An 18,631-nucleotide genomic window follows, 5' to 3' on the forward strand; every position below is an offset into this window, starting at 1 on the left:
AGGTGTTGAACGCCGCACGCATCGAACTGCTCAGCCCGCGGCTGGCGAACCAGATCGCCGCCGGCGAGGTGGTCGAGCGCCCGGCTTCGGTGATCAAGGAGTTGCTGGAAAACAGTCTCGACTCCGGTGCCAAGCGCATCGATGTCGATGTCGAGCAGGGCGGCGTCAAGCTGCTGCGGGTGCGTGACGATGGCAGCGGCATTTCCGCCGACGACCTGCCGCTGGCGCTGGCCCGTCACGCCACCAGCAAGATTCGCAATCTCGAAGATCTGGAGCAGGTGATGAGCCTGGGCTTCCGTGGTGAGGCACTGGCGTCGATCAGCTCCGTGGCGCGCCTGACCCTGACCTCGCGCACCCGCGATGCTGATCAGGCCTGGCAGGTCGAAACCGAAGGTCGCGACATGGCGCCTCGGGTGCAGCCGGCGGCGCATCCGGTCGGTACCTCGGTGGAAGTGCGCGACCTGTTTTTCAATACGCCGGCGCGGCGCAAGTTTCTCAAGACCGAAAAAACCGAATTCGATCACCTGCAAGAAGTGATCAAGCGTCTGGCGCTGGCGCGTTTCGACGTGGCCTTCCATCTGCGCCACAACGGCAAGACCATCCTCAGCCTGCACGAGGCCCACGATGATGCAGCCCGCGCCCGGCGTGTGGCGGCGATCTGTGGTTCGGGGTTCCTCGAGCAGGCGCTGCCGATCGAGATCGAGCGCAATGGCCTGCATCTGTGGGGCTGGGTCGGGTTGCCGACCTTCAACCGCAGCCAGGCGGACTTGCAGTATTTCTTCGTAAACGGTCGTGCGGTGCGCGACAAGCTGGTGGCCCACGCGGTGCGTCAGGCTTATCGCGATGTGCTGTTCAACGGTCGTCATCCGACCTTCGCGCTGTTTTTCGAAGTCGATCCGGCGGCGGTGGACGTCAACGTGCACCCGACCAAGCACGAAGTGCGCTTCCGTGACGGGCGCATGGTGCATGACTTCCTTTATGGCACGTTGCACCGCGCCTTGGGTGATGTGCGTCCGGAAGATCAACTGGCCGGCTCTGTCACCACCGCTGTGGTGCGTCCAAGCGGCATCGAGGCCGGCGAGTTCGGCCCGCAGGGCGAAATGCGTCTGGCGGCCAACGCGCTGTTGGAGCAGCCGCAGGCGCAACCGGTGTTCAACACCTCGTCGGGCGCCAGCGCTGGCGGTGCTTATCAGTATCAGTACACGCCGCGTCCGCAGTCGGCTGTGCCAGCCGCCGAGGCTCAAGCCGCTTACCGCGAGTTTTTCGCACCGTTGCCGGAAGCGAATGCCAATGCGCTGCCGGCCGGTCAGGACGATATTCCGCCGCTCGGTTACGCGCTGGCGCAACTCAAGGGCATCTACATTCTCTCCGAGAACGCTCAGGGGCTGGTTCTGGTGGACATGCATGCCGCGCACGAGCGGATCATGTACGAACGCCTGAAAATCGCCATGGCCAGCGAAGGTCTCAGCGGTCAGCCGCTGTTGGTGCCGGAGTCGCTGGCGGTCAGTCAGCGTGAAGCCGATTGCGCTGAAGAACACGCTGCATGGTTCCAGAAACTGGGCTTCGAGCTGCAGCGTCTGGGCCCGGAAACATTGGCAATCCGCCAGATTCCGGCGCTGCTCAAGCAGGCCGAGGCCAATCGTCTGGTGGGTGACGTGCTGTCGGACCTGATGGAATACGGCACCAGCGACCGGATTCAGGCGCACCTGAACGAACTGCTCGGGACCATGGCCTGCCACGGCGCGATCCGTGCCAACCGGCGCCTGGCCCTGCCGGAAATGAACGGTCTGCTGCGCGACATGGAAAATACCGAGCGCAGCGGTCAATGCAACCATGGCCGACCGACCTGGACCCAGCTGGGCCTGGACGATCTGGACAAACTGTTCCTGCGCGGTCGTTGATGAGCCAGCTTCCTCCAGCGATTTTTCTGATGGGCCCGACCGCTGCGGGCAAGACCGACCTGGCCATCGAGCTGACCAAGGTGCTGCCGTGCGAGCTGATCAGCGTCGACTCGGCGCTGGTCTATCGCGGCATGGACATCGGCACCGCCAAACCTTCCAAAGAATTGCTGGCCGAGTTTCCGCACCGGTTGATCGACATTCTCGATCCGGCTGAAGCCTATTCGGCTGCGGATTTCCGCCGCGATGCCCTGCAAGCTATGGCCGAAATCACCGCGCGCGGAAAAATCCCGCTGCTGGTTGGCGGCACCATGCTCTATTACAAAGCGTTGGTTGATGGCTTGGCCGACATGCCGGCGGCCGATCCCGAGGTTCGTGCGCAGATCGAAGAAGAGGCTGCACGCCTTGGCTGGCAAGCCCTGCACGATCAGCTGGCGATCATCGATCCGGTGTCGGCGGCACGCATTCATCCGAACGATCCGCAGCGCCTGAGTCGGGCGCTGGAGGTTTATCGGGTCAGCGGTCAGAGCATGACTGCCCTGCGTCAGCAACAATCTGCGCAAAGTACTGAAGCAGCCGCTTCGGGACGGCAACAATTGCCCTATACTGTCGCGAACTTGGCCATTGCTCCGGCAAATCGCCAGGTACTGCATGAGCGCATTAAACAAAGATTCACAAATATGCTGGAACAGGGGTTCATCGACGAGGTCGTAGCCCTGCGTAAAAGAAGTGACCTGCATTCCGGGTTGCCGTCTATACGTGCGGTAGGCTACCGCCAAGTCTGGGACTACCTGGATGGCAAGCTGTCGTTAGCTGAAATGCAGGAACGCGGCATCATTGCCACGCGTCAATTGGCCAAGCGCCAGTTCACCTGGCTGCGCAGCTGGGAAGAACTGCACTGGCTGGACAGTCTTGATTGCGACAATCTGCCACGCGCCTTGAAATACCTTGGGACCATCTCCATATTGAGCTGAGTCCTTGCAATTGCCGTCTATCCTTGGGGGTGTGGCGGCCAAAGCCATCTGAATTACCTATTTTTATTATTGAATCCTTAAAGGAGTGCGGCACATGTCAAAAGGGCATTCGCTACAAGACCCTTACTTGAATACTTTACGTAAAGAGAAAGTTGGGGTTTCCATCTACCTGGTCAACGGTATCAAACTGCAAGGCACGATCGAGTCGTTCGACCAGTTCGTTATCCTGCTGAAAAACACCGTCAGCCAGATGGTTTACAAACACGCTATCTCGACAGTCGTGCCAGTACGTCCAATTCGTCTGCCTAGCGCAACCGAATCCGATGCGGGTGACGCTGAGCCAGGTAACGCCTGATAGGAGTCTCCTTTGTTCTTTGAGCGCCACGGTGGTGGTGAGCGAGTCATCCTCGTTCACTTGGAAGGTCAGGACCCTGAGGCGCGCGAAGATCCGCAGGAGTTTCAGGAATTGGCTAATTCGGCGGGCGCCGAGACCGTTGCGTTTTTTAACGTACCGCGTCATCGGCCAACCGCCAAATTCCTGATTGGCAGCGGCAAGGTCGAGGAATTACGCGACCTGGTCCATGCCGAAAAGGCCGATCTGGTGATTTTCAATCACATTCTCACGCCCAGTCAGGAACGTAACCTCGAACGTGTTTTCGAGTGTCGCGTGATCGACCGTACCGGCCTGATTCTCGATATCTTCGCTCAGCGCGCCCGTACCCATGAAGGCAAGCTCCAGGTAGAACTGGCCCAGCTTGATCACATGAGCACCCGCCTGGTTCGCGGCTGGACTCACCTTGAGCGTCAGGGTGGCGGTATCGGCATGCGTGGCCCGGGTGAAACCCAGCTCGAAACCGACCGGCGTCTGCTGCGGGTTCGTCTGCGTCAGATCAAGGGTCGTCTGGAAAAAGTGCGCAGCCAGCGCGAGCAATCGCGTCGCGGCCGTTCCCGTGCGGATATCCCTACCGTGTCTCTGGTGGGCTATACCAACGCCGGCAAATCCACGCTGTTCAATAACGTGACCAAATCCGAGGTGTACGCGGCCGACCAGTTGTTCGCCACCCTCGACCCGACCCTGCGCCGTCTGGAACTGGACGACCTGGGGCCGATCGTTCTGGCTGACACGGTAGGGTTCATTCGGCACTTGCCGCACAAGCTGGTCGAGGCATTTCGGTCTACGCTCGAAGAGTCGAGCAATTCCGACCTGCTGTTGCACGTGATCGATGCGGCCGAACCGGATCGCATGTTGCAGATCGAGCAGGTGATGGTGGTACTGGGCGAGATCGGAGCCCAGGACTTGCCGATCCTCGAGGTATACAACAAACTCGATTTGCTTGAAGGCGTTGAGCCACAGATCCAGCGCGATGCCGATGGCAAACCGCAGCGGGTCTGGCTGTCGGCGCGCGATGGCACGGGGCTGGAATTGCTTGAGCAAGCCATTGCCGAGTTGCTGGGCAGTGATTTGTTTGTGGGGACATTGCGCTTGCCGCAACGGTTCGCTCGACTGCGTGCGCAGTTCTTCGAACTCGGTGCGGTACAGAAAGAAGAGCATGACGAAGAAGGCATCTGCCTGCTGGCCGTTCGTTTGCCCCGGGTCGAGTTGAATCGACTGGTAAGCCGCGAAGGATTGCAGCCGATGGAATTCATCGAGCAACACACTTTGCAATAAAAGCCTGGCAAAGCGGTTGTGCCGCAACGGCAGGCATTCTGTAGCATTGGTCGGCGCGCCGTGGGTGCGTCTTTGCTTTATCAGATGGAGAGCGCTATGGCTTGGAATGAGCCGGGTGGCAACTCGAATAATCAGGATCCTTGGGGTGGCAAGCGCCGCAATAACGGCGACCGCAAGGGGCCACCGGATCTCGACGAGGCCTTCCGAAAGCTGCAGGAAAGCCTGAACGGGTTGTTCGGTGGTGGTAAGAAACGCGGTGGTGATGACGGCGGTGGTTCGGGCAGGAGTGGTGGCGGCTTCGGCGGTCTGCTCGGCATCGGCCTCGTGGTGCTGGCGGCTGTCTGGCTGTACAGCGCGGTCTATGTGGTCGACGAGCAGGAGCAAGCCGTGGTGCTGCGCTTCGGCAAGTACTACGAGACCGTCGGCCCCGGCCTGAACATCTACTTCCCGCCGATCGACAAGAAGTACATGGAAAACGTCACGCGTGAGCGTGCCTACACCAAGCAGGGCCAGATGCTGACTGAAGACGAGAACATCGTCGAAGTGCCGCTGACCGTGCAGTACAAGATCAGCAACCTGCAGGACTTCGTGCTGAACGTCGATCAGCCGGAAATCAGTCTGCAGCATGCGACCGACAGCGCCTTGCGCCACGTGGTGGGTTCGACCGCCATGGATCAGGTGCTGACCGAAGGTCGTGAATTGATGGCCAGCGAAATCAAGGAGCGTCTGCAACGTTTCCTCGATACCTATCGCACCGGTATCACCGTCACCCAGGTCAACGTACAGAGCGCAGCGGCACCGCGTGAAGTGCAGGAAGCCTTCGACGACGTGATCCGCGCCCGTGAAGACGAGCAGCGTTCGCGCAACCAGGCGGAAACCTACGCCAACGGCGTCGTGCCGGAAGCCCGTGGTCAGGCCCAGCGTATCCTCGAGGATGCCAACGGTTACCGCGACGAAACGGTTTCGCGCGCCAAGGGTGAGGCGGATCGCTTTACCAAACTGGTCGCCGAGTATCGCAAGGCCCCTGAAGTCACCCGCCAGCGTCTGTACCTGGACACCATGCAGGAAGTCTTCAGCAACACTAGCAAGGTACTCGTGACCGGCAACAAGAACGGCCAGAGCAACCTGCTTTACCTGCCGTTGGACAAAATGATCCAGAACAGTTCGGGCAGCAATGCACCGGTTACCGGTTCGGCTGCCGCCAGCAACAACACGGACGTCGCGCCGCATGTCACTGACCTGCCGCAGACACGTACAAGGGAGACCCGCTGATGAGCAATAAATCGCTGATCGCCCTGATCGTTGGCGTTGTCGTGGTGCTGGTGGGCTGGAACTGCTTCTATATCGTGGCTCAGACCGAGCGCGCGGTGCTGCTGCAATTCGGTCGTGTGGTTCAGGCCGATGTCCAGCCGGGCCTGCATGTGAAAGTGCCTTACGTTAACCAGGTGCGTAAATTCGACGCACGTCTGATGACGCTGGATGCACCGACACAGCGCTTCCTGACCCTGGAAAAGAAAGCCGTGATGGTCGATGCCTACGCCAAGTGGCGCGTGAAAGATGCCGAGCGCTTCTACACCGCGACTTCCGGCCTCAAGCAGATCGCCGACGAGCGTCTGTCCCGTCGTCTGGAATCCGGTCTGCGTGACCAGTTCGGCAAGCGCACCCTGCACGAAGTGGTGTCGGGTGAGCGTGATGCGCTGATGGCTGACATAACCGCGTCGCTGAACAAGATGGCGGAAAAAGAGCTGGGTATCGAAGTCGTCGATGTCCGGGTCAAGGCCATCGATCTGCCGAAAGAAGTGAACCGCAGCGTGTTCGAACGTATGAGCACCGAGCGTGAGCGTGAAGCTCGCGAGCACCGCGCCAAGGGTAACGAGCTGGCCGAAGGCATCCGTGCCGACGCCGATCGTCAACGCCGCGTGCTGCTGGCTGAAGCCTATCGTGAGTCCGAAGAGATTCGCGGTGATGGCGATGCCCAGGCCGCTGCGATCTACTCCAAGGCCTACGGCCAGGATCAGGAGTTCTACGGTTTCTACCGTAGCCTGCGTGCCTACCGTGAAAGCTTCGCGAACAAATCCGACGTCATGGTTCTCGACCCAAGCAGCGACTTCTTCCGTTACCTGGAAAAGTCCAAGCCTTGATACGACGTTGACCTGAATCATTCCGCCCGGCGGCTAAAACCTCGGGCGGGGTGATCCTTTGGGAAAACGTGTGTATGATGCGGCAGCCGGGAAATTCCCGGCTTTTTTGCGTCTGCACGTTTGATTGCTGTTTTTTGTTGCAGGCATCGGGTTGAATGGCCCGAGCGTTTTTCGAGGAAAGTGATGGGCGAAGCCGGTAACAGGCCTTTCGCCGCGTCGTTCATGCGCGTGCGTTTTGAACGGATCGGTCATTTTCTGCTTCACTCAAGGCTCGCCCGCAGGCTGGCCGCCCGGATCAAAGGGGAATGGCGTAATGGCAACGGTAGACCGCTGGCTGCTGCCAGATGGCATCGAAGAAGTACTGCCACCGGAAGCGGCGCGCATTGAAGTCGCGCGTCGTCAGGTGTTGGATCTGTTCCAGAGCTGGGGTTACGAGTTTGTCGTGACTCCCCATATCGAGTACCTGGAATCCCTGCTGACCGGTGCGGGCCAGGACCTGGATCTGCGTACCTTCAAGGTCATCGACCCGCAGTCGGGTCGGCAGATGGGGTTCCGTGCCGACATCACGCCGCAAGTGGCGCGCATCGATGCGCACACCCTGCGTCGCGAAGGTCCGAGCCGTCTGTGCTACGCCGGCAGCGTGCTGCATGCCCAGCCGCGTGCACTGTCGTCCTCGCGCAGCCCGATCCAGTTGGGTGCCGAGCTGTACGGCGACGCCAGCCCGAGCAGCGACGTTGAAGTCATCAGCCTGATGCTGGCCATGCTGCAACTGGCCGATGTGCCGGATGTACACATGGACCTTGGCCATGTCGGCATCTACCGTGGTCTGGCGCGTGCCGCCGGTCTGTCCGGTGAAGTCGAACAGCAGTTGTTCGATGCGTTGCAACGCAAGGCCATCGACGAGGTCATTACCTTGACCGAAGGCCTGCCTGCCGATCTGTCCGGCATGCTGCGGGCGCTGGTCGATCTGTGTGGCGGCCGTGAAGTACTGAGTGCGGCCCGTGAGCGTCTGGCCAATGCACCGGCGCCGGTTCTGGCGGCGCTGGAAGATTTGCTGGAGATCGCCGATCGTCTGGCGACGCGTTTCCCGGAGTTGCCGCTGTACTTCGACCTGGGCGAGCTGCGCGGCTACCACTACCACACGGGTGTGGTGTTCGCGGTGTTTGTCCCGGGCGTGGGCCAGTCCATCGCTCAGGGCGGTCGTTACGACGACATCGGCGCCGACTTCGGTCGTGCCCGTCCGGCGACCGGCTTCTCTACCGATTTGAAAACCCTGGTGACCCTGGGGCGTGCTGAGATCGAGCTACCGTCTGGCGGTATCTGGATGCCTGACAGTACGGATGCGGCACTCTGGCAGCAGGTTTGCCAGTTGCGCAGTGAGGGTCAGCGTGTCGTTCAGGCATTGCCTGGACAACCTTTGGCCGCCGCCCGTGATGCGGACTGCGACCGGCAATTGATTCAGCAGAACGGGCTTTGGCAAGTATCGCCACTGGCTTCTTGAGTTTTCCTGCCGGCCATCGCCGGCACCAAGTTTGCGCGAATGAGGACAAGTGTTATGGGTAAGAATGTCGTAGTCCTGGGCACCCAATGGGGTGATGAGGGCAAAGGCAAGATCGTTGATCTGCTGACCGAACATGCTGCCGCCGTAGTGCGCTACCAAGGTGGCCACAACGCTGGCCACACCCTGGTGATCGACGGCGAGAAAACCGTCTTGCACCTGATCCCGTCGGGCGTGCTGCGCGAAGGCGTGCAGTGCCTGATCGGCAACGGCGTGGTGGTTGCACCTGACGCCCTGCTGCGTGAGATCACCAAGCTGGAAGAGAAAGGCGTACCGGTGCGCGAGCGCCTGCGTATCAGCCCGTCCTGCCCGCTGATTCTGTCCTTCCACGTGGCGCTGGACCAGGCCCGTGAAAAAGCCCGCGGCGAGCTGAAGATCGGTACCACCGGTCGCGGCATCGGCCCGGCTTACGAAGACAAGGTTGCCCGTCGTGGTCTGCGCGTGGGCGATCTGCTGAACATGCCGCGTTTCGAAGACAAGCTGCGTGAGCTGGTGGATTACCACAACTTCATGCTGGTCGGTTACTACAAGGAGCCGGCCATCGAGTTCGAAAAGACCTTGGCCGAGTGCAAGGAATACGCCGAGCTGCTCAAGCCGCTGATGCTCGACGTGACTGCCGAGCTGCACGACCTGCGTCGCGCCGGCAAAGACATCATGTTCGAAGGCGCTCAGGGTTCGTTGCTCGACATCGACCACGGTACCTACCCGTACGTGACCAGTTCCAACACCACCGCAGGTGGCGTGGCGACCGGTTCGGGCGTTGGCCCGATGTTCCTCGACTACATCCTGGGCATCACCAAGGCTTACACCACTCGCGTCGGCTCGGGTCCATTCCCGACTGAGCTGTTCGACGACGTGGGTGCGCATCTGGCCAAGCAAGGTCACGAGTTCGGCGCTACCACCGGTCGTGCCCGTCGTTGCGGCTGGTTCGACGCCGTCATCCTGCGTCGCGCTATCGATGTGAACAGCATCTCGGGCATCTGCCTGACCAAGCTGGATGTACTCGATGGTCTGGAAACCATCAACATCTGCACCGGCTACAAGGACGCGCAAGGCAATGCCGTGGCGCCGACCGACGCTGACAGCTACGTGGGCCTGCAGCCTGTGTACGAAGAAGTGCCGGGCTGGACCGAATCGACCGTGGGTGCCAAAACCCTGGAAGAGCTGCCAGCTAATGCTCGTGCCTACATTAAACGCGTTGAAGAGTTGATCGGCGCGCCGATCGACATTATTTCGACGGGCCCGGACCGCAACGAAACCATCGTTTTGCGTCATCCGTTCGCTTGATAAGTCGTTGATGTAAAAAACAAAGGCCCCTTAATCGGGGCCTTTGTCGTTTATGCCTGTTGGACGGCATGACCTTTGCTGTAAATCTTCCTACAAGAGTGCCATCAAATTAATGGCGTCAGAAGTAGAGGGATTCACAGTGTCGGCCGTTCTCTCACTGTTACAAAGCCGTTTGTTGCGGCCCGTGTTCGTTACCCTTGGTATCGCCCTTTTGGTGCAAGTGCTGGTGGCAGTCGCCCTGACACGAAGCACGGTCACGGCGCTGGAGGCCGATCTCGGCACTCGTCTGGGCGCTGACAGCCAAAAGCTCTCCGGCGAGCTGGAACAGGCCGGGCGTGAGGTCACCTCAAGCCTCGATAACCTTTCCTCAAGTACCCGGCAGCGTCTGACCGCCGGCCTGTCTTCCCGTCTGAAGGAGGAGCAGGCGCAACTGCGTACGACACTGGAAAAAGATCTCAAGGACTCGGCCAATGACATGGCTCAGTTGCTCGCTTCGGTGGCGCCGCGCGCCATGTGGGACAGCGACGTGCCGACCCTGTCCGAATTTGCTCGTCGCGCCCAGCGCAATCCCAACGTGTTGTTCGTGGTTTACGACGATGCCACCGGTCAACACCTGACGCGTTACCTCAACCGCGAAAATCCGATCAACAAGGCTTTGCTGGAAAAAGGCCAGGGCGAGCGCGCGCTGGACAAGGTGCTGGACGCGGCGAAAAACGATCCGTCGGTCTACTACCTCGAAGCCTCGATCAACCCTAACGGCGTGGAAATCGGCAAAGTGCTGATGGGCGTCTCGACCGCGTCGGTGGAAACCGATCTGGCGGCGCTCGACCAGCGCTTCTCGGCGCTGATCGCCAGCAGTGATCAACTGGTGGGCGACAGCCTCAAGGGCGCCGCCGCCGACAGCGCGACGGCAATGCAGGCGCGCCTGCAGTCGGCGCAATCCACCGCTGCCGAAATGAAAGCCAATACCACCAGCACGGTACAGGACGCCGCTGCGACCTTGCGCTGGCGGATCGGCATGGGTCTGGCGCTGGTCGGCTGTGGCGTGCTGCTGTTGCTGGCGGTGGTGCTGGGGCACCGGGTGGTCAATCGCTTGAAGATGCTCAATGCGGCGATGGACGATCTGGCGGCAGGCGAGGGCGACCTGACTAAGCGCGTGCAGATCAACAGCAAGGACGAAATCGGCGACATGGCCTCGGCGGTCAATCGCTTTGTGGATAAGTTGCAGCCGATCGTGCGCGAGGCGGGCGACGTGGCCCAGCGTACCGGTGTGGAAATCGGCGCCATGACCCTGCGCAATGCCGGTGCCGACGCAGCGGCCGGGATGCAGCGTGACGAAGTGGCGGAAAGCCTGCGCGCGCTGTCGCAAATGGCTGACGAGGCGCAATCGGAAAGCCATGCCATGCAGGCGGCGTTGAAGCAGGTGGTGGATATTCGCCAGGCCACCGATGAAAACACTCGTACCTCGGCGAAAGTCGGCAGCCTGATCGAGGCGCTGGCAGGGCAGGTTGATACCGGGGCGAAAGTCATCGAGCGACTGGCGCAGCAGAGCGAACAGATCGAAGTGGTGCTGACGGTGATTCACGGCATCGCCGAGCAGACCAACCTGTTGGCCCTGAATGCGGCGATCGAAGCGGCGCGGGCCGGTGAGACCGGCCGCGGTTTTGCCGTGGTCGCGGACGAGGTGCGCGCGCTGGCGAGCAAGACGCAAAGCTCGACCGGTGACATTCAGGCGCACATCGTCGCGTTGCAGCAGGGCGCGCGTGAGGCGGTCGAAGCGATCGGCCAGGCGGGGCGTCAGGCCAGCGAAGGTTTGCTGGTGTTACGCGACAGCGCACGGTTGCAGCAGTCAGTGCAGGCCTCGGTCGAGCAGGTGCATGCGGCGATCGGTCTGGCAACGCAGGCAGCGGCGCATCAGGCGCAGGGCGCGCAGGCAGTGCGTGGGCGGGTCGAAACGATTCATGCCCAGGCCGAGAAAGCGGCGCAGGCGGTGGTGGAAACCACGGCCAGTGGCAAGGTGCTGGATGGGCTGGCGGCGCAGCTGAAGGCCAGTCTGGGACAGTTCAGGGCCTGATGTTTCCCCCTTCGCGAGCAGGCCAGCTCCCGCATTCGATCGCATTCCTCTGGTGGGACTCGGTCAAACTGTGGGAGCGGGCTTGCTCGCGAAGGCGATTTCAGCGGCTCAGATACATCCGCGTCGTCAGCAGATACACCGGCAACCCCGACACCACAATCAACAACGCCGCATAAGGCGCCGCCGCCGCGAACTCGACATTCGCGGTGTGCGCCCACACTTCCGTCGCCAGTGTATTAAGTCCCGTTGGGCTCAGCAGCAGCGTCGCCGTCAATTCCTTCATCGCATCCAGAAACACCAGCGCAAACGCCGCACCCAGTGCCGGGAAAATGATCGGCAGGGTCACCCGGCAAAACGCGGTGAATGACGATGCCCCCAACGTGCGTGCCGCTTCCTCCAGCTGCGGCGCAGCCTTGTTCAGTGCCGTGCGGATCGGCGCCTGTGCCAATGGCAGGAACAGCAGCGCATAAGCGATCAGCAGCAATGCCGAGGTCTGGTACAGCGCCGGCACGTAGTGCAGGGCGAAATACACCAGCGTCAGCGCGATTACCAGGCCCGGCAAGGCGTGGAGCAGATACGGCAAGCGTTCGGCCCAGATCGCCAGTTGGCCCTTGTAACGCACCACCAGCAGCCCGACCGGCACCGCCAGCAGCAGGCACAGCGCTGCGCCACCCAGCGACAAGGCCAGCGAAGACAGCAGGGCTTCGGTGATCGCCGCGACCGGGAACGCTGCCGATGAGCCCACCGCCAGCCAATACGCGAGCATGCCCAGCGGAATCCCGCTGCCGACGATCGCCAGCAACAGGCAATACAGCTGACCGACAACCGCCCACCGCCCCAGGCGTACTTGTTCAGCCTGCCGCGCTGCACCCTGGCCGGTGCGCACATGGCGCCCTTTACCGCGCACCCGCAGCTCCAGCCACAGCAGCATCAGACACAGCGCGAGCAGCACCGCCGAAAGCATCGCTGCATTGGCGTTGCTGAATTCCAGTTCGAATTGCTGGTAGATCGCGGTGGTGAAAGTTTGCAGGCCGATGATCGACAGAGCGCCGAACTCGACCAGCATGTGCAGGGCAATCAGCAGTGAGCCGGCCAGCAGCGACGGCCAGAGCAGCGGCAGGGTGACGCGGAAAAACACGCCCCAGCGGTTCTGTCCCAAGGTGCGGGCCGATTCTTCAAGGGACGGATCGAGGTTGCGCAGGGTCGCCGCGACCGGCAGAAAGATCAGCGGATACTTCGACAGGCTCATCACCAGAATCGCCCCGCCGAGGCCTTCGAACTGCGCGCTCAACGACACCCAGGTGAAGCTGCTGACGAACGCCGGCACCGCGAACGGCAAGCACAGAACCACCCCCCACAGGCGACGTCCCGGTAGATTGCTGCGCTCCAGCAGCCACGCCAGTGACAGGCCGATCACGCCGCAAGTCAGCGTTACGCCGACCATCAACGCCAGGGTGTTGCGCAGCAGACCGAATACGTAAGGGCGCCATAACAGGTGCAGCGCTTCGGCCCAGCCGGCCTGCCAGGCTTTCAGGCCGACATAGGCCAGAGGCAACAGGCTCATGATCACCAGCAATAAGACCGGCAGCACCAGCCAGATCGACGGGCGCTTGCGTCGTGGTACGTAACCCCCGCGCGCGGCGGGGGTGGATAACGATGCGGCCATCAGTTCAGGCCAACTTCACGTTCCAGCTCCAGCGCTTCTTCGGCGTTGCCCAGGTCGGCCGGGGTCACGTTTGGCGCTTGCAGTTCGCTGAACGGCTTGAGCCCGCGATCCGATTCCATACCTTTGTGCAGCGGGTATTCGGCGGTGGTCTGAGTGATCACGCGCTGGCCTTCCTCACTGGCCATGTAGGCAAGGAATTGCTGGGCTTCTTTTGGATGTTTGCTGGATTTCAGCACGGCAGCACTGGATACGGTGATCAGTCCGCCGACGTCGCCGCCGGTGAAGTAATGCAGTTTCGAGTCGAGTTTGCCTTTCTCGCGCTGCAGGGCGAACCAGTAATAGTTGTTCACCAGTACGGTGGCGACTTCGCCGTTTTCCACAGCTTTGAGGGCGACCATGTTGTTGCTGTAGGTCTTGCCGAAAGCGCGCAGGCCGGTCAGCCATTCCTCAGCGGCGTCGCGACCGTGCATCTTGATGATCGCCACGGCCTGTTCCTGGAAGGCGCCGCTGGTTGGTACGAAACCGACTTTGCCTTGCCATTTCGGATCGGAGAATTCCATCACCGACTTCGGCAGGTCTTTCTCATCGACCAGTTTCGGATTGTAGGCAACCACGCGAACCCGCGCGGTGACACCGATCCAGGTGCCGTTGCCGGCGACGTATTGCTTGGGCAGCACGGCCAACGTGGCGTCGTCAGTCTTGGCCAGCAGGCCTTGCTCGCCGAGGTTGTTCAGCGGAGGAGATTCTTCGGTGTAGATCACGTCGGCGGGGGAACGGTCGCCTTCTTCGATGACCTGGCTGGCGAGCTGGTTGCTGCTGCCCTTGCGTACGTTGACGTGAATGCCGGTCTTGGCCTCGAAAGCCTTGGCGATCGCATCGCCGACTTCCTTGTGTTGACCGTTGTAGAGCGTCAGGGAAACCGCATCGGCTGCCTGGGTGAGGGGAGTGGCGAGTGCCAGGCCGAGCAGGGTGAAGGTCAAGCCGCGGCGCAGGGTATTTCGAAACATCATTCGCAGGGTTCCTCACTGTCGCATTGCAAAAACTTGCAACAATGATAAACGATATTGTTTCTCAAGTGCGCCTTGCGACGAGGGCGGAGGTTTGCTAGAGCATGATCTGGTGATCATGTGTGGCGAGGGAGCTGCAGGTTTTCAAACGCCAGAAACGCAAAAACCCGCTTTCGCGGGTTTTTGGGAAACTCAACGTCGTAACCTTGAGTTTGAATTGGTGCCCAGAAGAAGACTCGAACTTCCACGACCGTAAGGTCACCAGCACCTGAAGCTGGCGTGTCTACCAATTTCACCATCTGGGCATTCATCGCGAGCGTTGCCGCTGTTGATGTGGCGCACTATACGGAGCGCTTTTTGATCTGTAAACCCCTGATTTAATTTTAATTAATCAGTTTTAACAAACCCGTTCCTTAGAATGCAAAAAACCCGCTTTCGCGGGTTTTGTGTGAGTCTTGAAACTGATCTAGTCTCAAACTCGAAATTGGTGCCCAGGAGAAGACTCGAACTTCCACGACCGTAAGGTCACCAGCACCTGAAGCTGGCGTGTCTACCAATTTCACCACCTGGGCATCTCGTCAACGTATGTACGTCGTCGATGGCGCGCACTATACGGAGCGCCTTTTTAACTGTAAACCCCTGTCAGCAAAAAAAATGAATTTTTTTACCAGCGGTGTTCAAAAGGGCTTTTAGGCGTCGATACAAGGCTCCAGAAGGGCCTTATATAGTCGGAAATTTCCCGTTTGATGGCGCCTATGCCAAACTAACCCGCATATAGACAAGGTGAAAACTCTCTAATGGCCGATTGGCAGTCCCTCGATCCCGAGGCCGCTCGTGAAGCGGAAAAATATGAAAACCCTATTCCCAGCCGCGAACTGATCCTGGCGCATCTCGCCGATCGGGGTTCGCCTGCTGCCCGCGAGCAACTGGTCGAAGAGTTTGGTCTGACCACAGAAGACCAGATCGAAGCCCTGCGCCGCCGCCTGCGCGCCATGGAGCGCGACGCTCAATTGATCTACACCCGCCGTGGCACCTATGCGCCGGTGGACAAGCTCGACCTGATCCTCGGCCGCATCAGCGGCCACCGTGACGGTTTCGGCTTCCTGGTGCCGGACGACGGCAGCGATGACCTGTTCATGAGCCCGGCGCAGATGCGTCTGGTGTTCGATGGCGATCGTGCGCTGGCCCGTGTTTCCGGTCTCGACCGTCGTGGCCGCCGTGAAGGCGTGATCGTCGAAGTGGTGTCCCGTGCCCACGAAACGATCGTCGGTCGCTACTTCGAAGAGGGCGGTATCGGTTTTGTCGTTGCCGACAATCCGAAGATCCAGCAGGAAGTGCTGGTTACGCCAGGCCGCAACGCCAACGCGCAGATCGGTCAGTTCGTCGAGGTGAAAATCACCCACTGGCCGACGCCGCGCTTCCAGCCGCAAGGCGATGTGGTCGAAGTGGTCGGCAACTACATGGCGCCGGGCATGGAAATCGATGTCGCGCTGCGTACCTACGACATTCCGCATGTCTGGCCTGAAGCGGTACTCAAAGAAGCCGCCAAGCTCAAGCCGGAAGTCGAAGAAAAAGACAAAGAGAAGCGTGTCGACCTGCGCCATCTGCCGTTCGTCACCATCGACGGCGAAGATGCCCGCGACTTCGACGACGCGGTCTACTGCGAAGCCAAACCGGGCAAGTTGCGCCTGTTCTCCGGCGGCTGGAAGTTGTACGTGGCGATTGCCGACGTTTCCAGCTACGTGAAGATCGGTTCGGCGCTGGACAACGAAGCCCAGGTACGCGGCAACTCGGTGTATTTCCCCGAGCGCGTGGTGCCGATGCTGCCTGAACAGCTGTCCAACGGCCTGTGCTCGCTGAACCCGCACGTCGATCGTCTGGCCATGGTTTGCGAGATGACCATCTCCAAGTCCGGCGAAATGACCGACTACTGCTTCTATGAAGCGGTGATCCATTCCCACGCCCGTCTGACCTACAACAAGGTCAGCGCGATGCTGGAAACCCCGAAAGCCACCGAAGCGCGCAAGCTTCGCGGCGAATACACCGACGTGGTGCCGCACCTCAAGCAGCTCTATGCGCTGTACAAAGTGTTGCTGGCTGCCCGTCACGTGCGTGGCGCGATCGATTTCGAAACCCAGGAAACCCGGATCATCTTCGGTTCCGAGCGCAAAATTGCCGAAATCCGTCCTACCACCCGCAACGATGCGCACAAGCTGATCGAGGAATGCATGCTGGCGGCCAACGTGGCCACCGCCGAATTCCTCAAGAAGCACGAAATCCCCGCGCTGTACCGTGTCCACGACGGCCCGCCACCGGAGCGTCTGGAAAAACTGCGCGCGTTCCTCGGCGAGCTCGGCCTGTCCCTGCACAAAGGCAAGGATGGCCCGTCGCCAAAGGACTATCAGGCCCTGTTGGCGAGCATCAAGGACCGTCCGGATTTCCATCTGATCCAGACCGTGATGCTGCGCTCCCTGAGCCAGGCGGTGTACAGCGTCCAGAACGAAGGCCACTTCGGCCTGAATTACGAAGCCTATACCCACTTCACCTCGCCGATCCGTCGTTACCCGGACCTGCTCACGCACCGCGCCATCCGCAGCGTGATCCATTCGAAACAGGACACTCCGCACGTTCGTCGTGCCGGGGCGATGACCATTCCGAAGGCGCGCATCTATCCGTACGACGAAGCGGCGCTGGAGCAACTCGGCGAGCAGTGCTCGATGAGCGAGCGCCGTGCCGACGAAGCCACCCGCGATGTGGTGAACTGGCTCAAGTGCGAGTTCATGAAAGATCGCGTGGGCGAATCGTTCCCGGGGGTGATCACCGCCGTGACCGGTTTTGGTCTGTTCGTCGAGCTGACCGATATCTACGTCGAAGGCTTGGTGCACGTCACCGCGCTGCCAGGCGATTACTACCACTTCGACCCTGTGCATCACCGCCTGGCGGGCGAGCGCACCGGTCGCAGCTTCCGTCTCGGCGATACCGTTGAAGTGCGCGTGATGCGCGTCGATCTCGACGAGCGCAAGATCGACTTCGAGATGGCCGAGAAAACCATCAGCGCGCCGATCGGTCGCAAGAAGCGCGGCAGCGAAAGCACTGCTCCGGCAGCGACCAAGGCTGTGGAAGACAAGGCTCCGGCGAAAACCGCCAGCCGTCGTCCAGCCAAAGAGAAAGCCGTCGAGGCCTATCGCCCGAGCGATGCCGTGGCGAAAAACGCCGAGCTGCGCAAAAGCCGTGAATTGAAGAAGGCCTTGCTGGCCGAAGCCAAAAGCGGTGGTAAAGCGGCGTCTGGGGGAAAGACCGGACGGTCGGCGCCTGAGAAGGCCGTCGGCGGCAAGCCAGCCAAACCGAGCAAACACCGTAAAGGCCCGCCGAAAGCGGGTTCGGCTCCAGCCAAAAGTGGCGGGTCGCGTAAACCGAAGGCGAAGTCATGAGTCAGTTGGAAAAAATCTACGGCGTTCACGCGGTAGAAGCGTTGCTGCGTCATCACCCTAAACGCGTCAAGCAGATCTGGCTGGCCGAAAGCCGCAACGATCCGCGCGTGCAGACCCTGATCGAACTGGCCAACGAAAATCGTGTGCAGATCGGTCAGGCCGAGCGCCGCGAAATGGACGCCTGGGTTGAAGGCGTGCACCAAGGCGTGGTGGCGGACGTCAGTCCGAGCCAGGTCTGGGGCGAGGCGATGCTCGATGAGCTGCTCGACCGTACCGAAGGCGCACCGCTGTTGCTGGTGCTCGACGGCGTGACCGACCCGCACAACCTCGGCGCCTGCCTGCGTTCGGCGGATGCTGCCGGCGCGCTGGCGGTGATCGTGCCCAAGGACAAGTCGGCAACCCTGACGCCGGTGGTGCGTAAAGTGGCCTGCGGCGCGGCGGAAGTGATTCCGCTGGTGGCGGTGACCAACCTGGCGCGCACTCTGGAAAAGCTTCAGCAGCGCGGTCTGTGGGTGGTCGGCACGGCGGGTGAGGCCGAGGTCAGCATTTATGACCAGGACCTGACCGGCCCGACCATCCTGATCATGGGCGCCGAAGGCAAAGGCATGCGTCGCCTGACTCGCGAGCACTGCGACTATCTGGTGAACTTGCCGATGGCCGGTAGCGTCAGCAGCCTCAACGTGTCCGTGGCGACCGGTGTGTGCCTGTTCGAAGCACAGCGTCAACGCGGCGCCAAGGCCAAGGCTGCAGCCAAGAAATAAGGCTGTACGCAAACAAACTGTGGGAGCGGGCTTGCTCGCGAAAGCGGTGTGTCAGACAACAATAATGTTGCCTGATGAAACGCATTCGCGAGCAAGCCCGCTCCCACAGTGTTTTGTGCGAAGGCGAAGAAATGGTGATTGTTCAAATAATCACCAATTGCCTTG

The 18,631-nt window shown here is 60.8% G+C and carries 13 protein-coding genes and 2 tRNA genes; 11 read left to right on the forward strand and 4 right to left on the reverse strand.

Annotated features, from left to right (window positions below; all coding sequences use genetic code 11):
* Nucleotides 1-2 precede the first annotated feature (2 nt).
* From mutL to E3Z29_RS05315, 9 genes are all read left to right on the forward strand, one after another.
* On the forward strand, nucleotides 3-1,901 hold the full coding sequence (mutL, locus tag E3Z29_RS05275; RefSeq protein WP_177416205.1) for a DNA mismatch repair endonuclease MutL: 1,899 nt from the start codon (nucleotides 3-5) through the stop codon (nucleotides 1,899-1,901).
* Entirely contained in the window at nucleotides 1,901-2,872 is a 972-nt protein-coding gene (gene miaA / locus E3Z29_RS05280) for a tRNA (adenosine(37)-N6)-dimethylallyltransferase MiaA (RefSeq protein ID WP_027611415.1), read from the forward strand. The genes mutL and miaA overlap by 1 nt, the downstream gene beginning before the upstream one ends.
* Before the next feature lie 94 nt (nucleotides 2,873-2,966).
* Nucleotides 2,967-3,227, forward strand: coding sequence for an RNA chaperone Hfq (gene hfq, locus E3Z29_RS05285; protein WP_003221112.1), 261 nt, complete (start codon nucleotides 2,967-2,969; stop codon nucleotides 3,225-3,227).
* 12 nt (nucleotides 3,228-3,239) lie between these two features.
* Nucleotides 3,240-4,541 (forward strand): ribosome rescue GTPase HflX, encoded by a 1,302-nt coding sequence (gene hflX, locus E3Z29_RS05290; RefSeq protein ID WP_003221114.1) that lies wholly within the window; start codon nucleotides 3,240-3,242, stop codon nucleotides 4,539-4,541.
* A gap of 96 nt (nucleotides 4,542-4,637) precedes the next feature.
* A complete protein-coding gene (hflK, locus tag E3Z29_RS05295; RefSeq protein ID WP_007967435.1) occupies nucleotides 4,638-5,813 on the forward strand; it encodes an FtsH protease activity modulator HflK in 1,176 nt (391 codons plus the stop codon).
* Complete coding sequence (hflC, locus tag E3Z29_RS05300) at nucleotides 5,813-6,682, forward strand: protease modulator HflC (protein WP_027611416.1); 870 nt, start codon at nucleotides 5,813-5,815, stop codon at nucleotides 6,680-6,682. Before hflK ends, hflC begins: the two co-directional genes overlap by 1 nt.
* Before the next feature lie 313 nt (nucleotides 6,683-6,995).
* The gene (locus tag E3Z29_RS05305) at nucleotides 6,996-8,183 is read left to right on the forward strand and encodes an ATP phosphoribosyltransferase regulatory subunit (RefSeq protein ID WP_047600701.1); all 1,188 of its coding nucleotides are present in this window, start codon (nucleotides 6,996-6,998) and stop codon (nucleotides 8,181-8,183) included.
* 54 nt (nucleotides 8,184-8,237) lie between these two features.
* On the forward strand, nucleotides 8,238-9,527 hold the full coding sequence (locus tag E3Z29_RS05310) for an adenylosuccinate synthase (RefSeq protein WP_003221122.1): 1,290 nt from the start codon (nucleotides 8,238-8,240) through the stop codon (nucleotides 9,525-9,527).
* A 139-nt stretch (nucleotides 9,528-9,666) separates the two neighbouring features.
* Complete coding sequence (locus tag E3Z29_RS05315) at nucleotides 9,667-11,601, forward strand: methyl-accepting chemotaxis protein (RefSeq protein WP_098966935.1); 1,935 nt, start codon at nucleotides 9,667-9,669, stop codon at nucleotides 11,599-11,601.
* Between the two features lie 100 nt (nucleotides 11,602-11,701).
* Here the strand turns inward: E3Z29_RS05315 and E3Z29_RS05320 are convergent, their stop codons facing one another.
* The 4 genes from E3Z29_RS05320 to E3Z29_RS05335 all read right to left on the reverse strand — a co-directional run bounded on the left by E3Z29_RS05320 (nucleotide 11,702) and on the right by E3Z29_RS05335 (nucleotide 14,846).
* Nucleotides 11,702-13,267, reverse strand: coding sequence for an iron ABC transporter permease (locus tag E3Z29_RS05320; protein ID WP_134785305.1), 1,566 nt, complete (start codon nucleotides 13,265-13,267; stop codon nucleotides 11,702-11,704).
* A complete protein-coding gene (locus E3Z29_RS05325; RefSeq protein WP_041065682.1) occupies nucleotides 13,267-14,277 on the reverse strand; it encodes an extracellular solute-binding protein in 1,011 nt (336 codons plus the stop codon). Before E3Z29_RS05325 ends, E3Z29_RS05320 begins: the two co-directional genes overlap by 1 nt.
* Before the next feature lie 215 nt (nucleotides 14,278-14,492).
* Nucleotides 14,493-14,579 (reverse strand) — tRNA-Leu (locus E3Z29_RS05330).
* Between the two features lie 180 nt (nucleotides 14,580-14,759).
* Nucleotides 14,760-14,846 (reverse strand) — tRNA-Leu (locus E3Z29_RS05335).
* Between the two features lie 225 nt (nucleotides 14,847-15,071).
* On the opposite strand from E3Z29_RS05335, the gene rnr reads away from it, so the two are divergent.
* Both rnr and rlmB read left to right on the forward strand, forming a co-directional pair.
* Nucleotides 15,072-17,705: a ribonuclease R gene (gene rnr, locus E3Z29_RS05340; RefSeq protein ID WP_134785306.1), complete on the forward strand. Its 2,634-nt coding sequence runs from the start codon at nucleotides 15,072-15,074 to the stop codon at nucleotides 17,703-17,705.
* A complete protein-coding gene (gene rlmB, locus E3Z29_RS05345; RefSeq protein ID WP_003221131.1) occupies nucleotides 17,702-18,466 on the forward strand; it encodes a 23S rRNA (guanosine(2251)-2'-O)-methyltransferase RlmB in 765 nt (254 codons plus the stop codon). Before rnr ends, rlmB begins: the two co-directional genes overlap by 4 nt.
* The last annotated feature ends 165 nt before the right edge of the window (nucleotides 18,467-18,631 follow it).

It is taken from the genome of Pseudomonas sp. S150, from assembly GCF_004526365.1.
Lineage (GTDB): Bacteria > Pseudomonadota > Gammaproteobacteria > Pseudomonadales > Pseudomonadaceae > Aquipseudomonas > Aquipseudomonas putida_A.

Excerpts from the sequence above, each read along its gene's own strand:
- E3Z29_RS05325 (WP_041065682.1), bottom strand. The coding sequence starts at position 14,277 with ATGATGTTTCGAAATACCCTGCGCCGCGGCTTGACCTTCACCCTGCTC.
- E3Z29_RS05320 (WP_134785305.1), bottom strand. The coding sequence starts at position 13,267 with ATGGCCGCATCGTTATCCACCCCCGCCGCGCGCGGGGGTTACGTACCA.
- hflC (WP_027611416.1), top strand. The coding sequence starts at position 5,813 with ATGAGCAATAAATCGCTGATCGCCCTGATCGTTGGCGTTGTCGTGGTG.
- rnr (WP_134785306.1), top strand. The coding sequence starts at position 15,072 with ATGGCCGATTGGCAGTCCCTCGATCCCGAGGCCGCTCGTGAAGCGGAA.
- hflK (WP_007967435.1), top strand. The coding sequence starts at position 4,638 with ATGGCTTGGAATGAGCCGGGTGGCAACTCGAATAATCAGGATCCTTGG.
- hfq (WP_003221112.1), top strand. The coding sequence starts at position 2,967 with ATGTCAAAAGGGCATTCGCTACAAGACCCTTACTTGAATACTTTACGT.
- E3Z29_RS05305 (WP_047600701.1), top strand. The coding sequence starts at position 6,996 with ATGGCAACGGTAGACCGCTGGCTGCTGCCAGATGGCATCGAAGAAGTA.
- miaA (WP_027611415.1), top strand. The coding sequence starts at position 1,901 with ATGAGCCAGCTTCCTCCAGCGATTTTTCTGATGGGCCCGACCGCTGCG.
- rlmB (WP_003221131.1), top strand. The coding sequence starts at position 17,702 with ATGAGTCAGTTGGAAAAAATCTACGGCGTTCACGCGGTAGAAGCGTTG.
- E3Z29_RS05310 (WP_003221122.1), top strand. The coding sequence starts at position 8,238 with ATGGGTAAGAATGTCGTAGTCCTGGGCACCCAATGGGGTGATGAGGGC.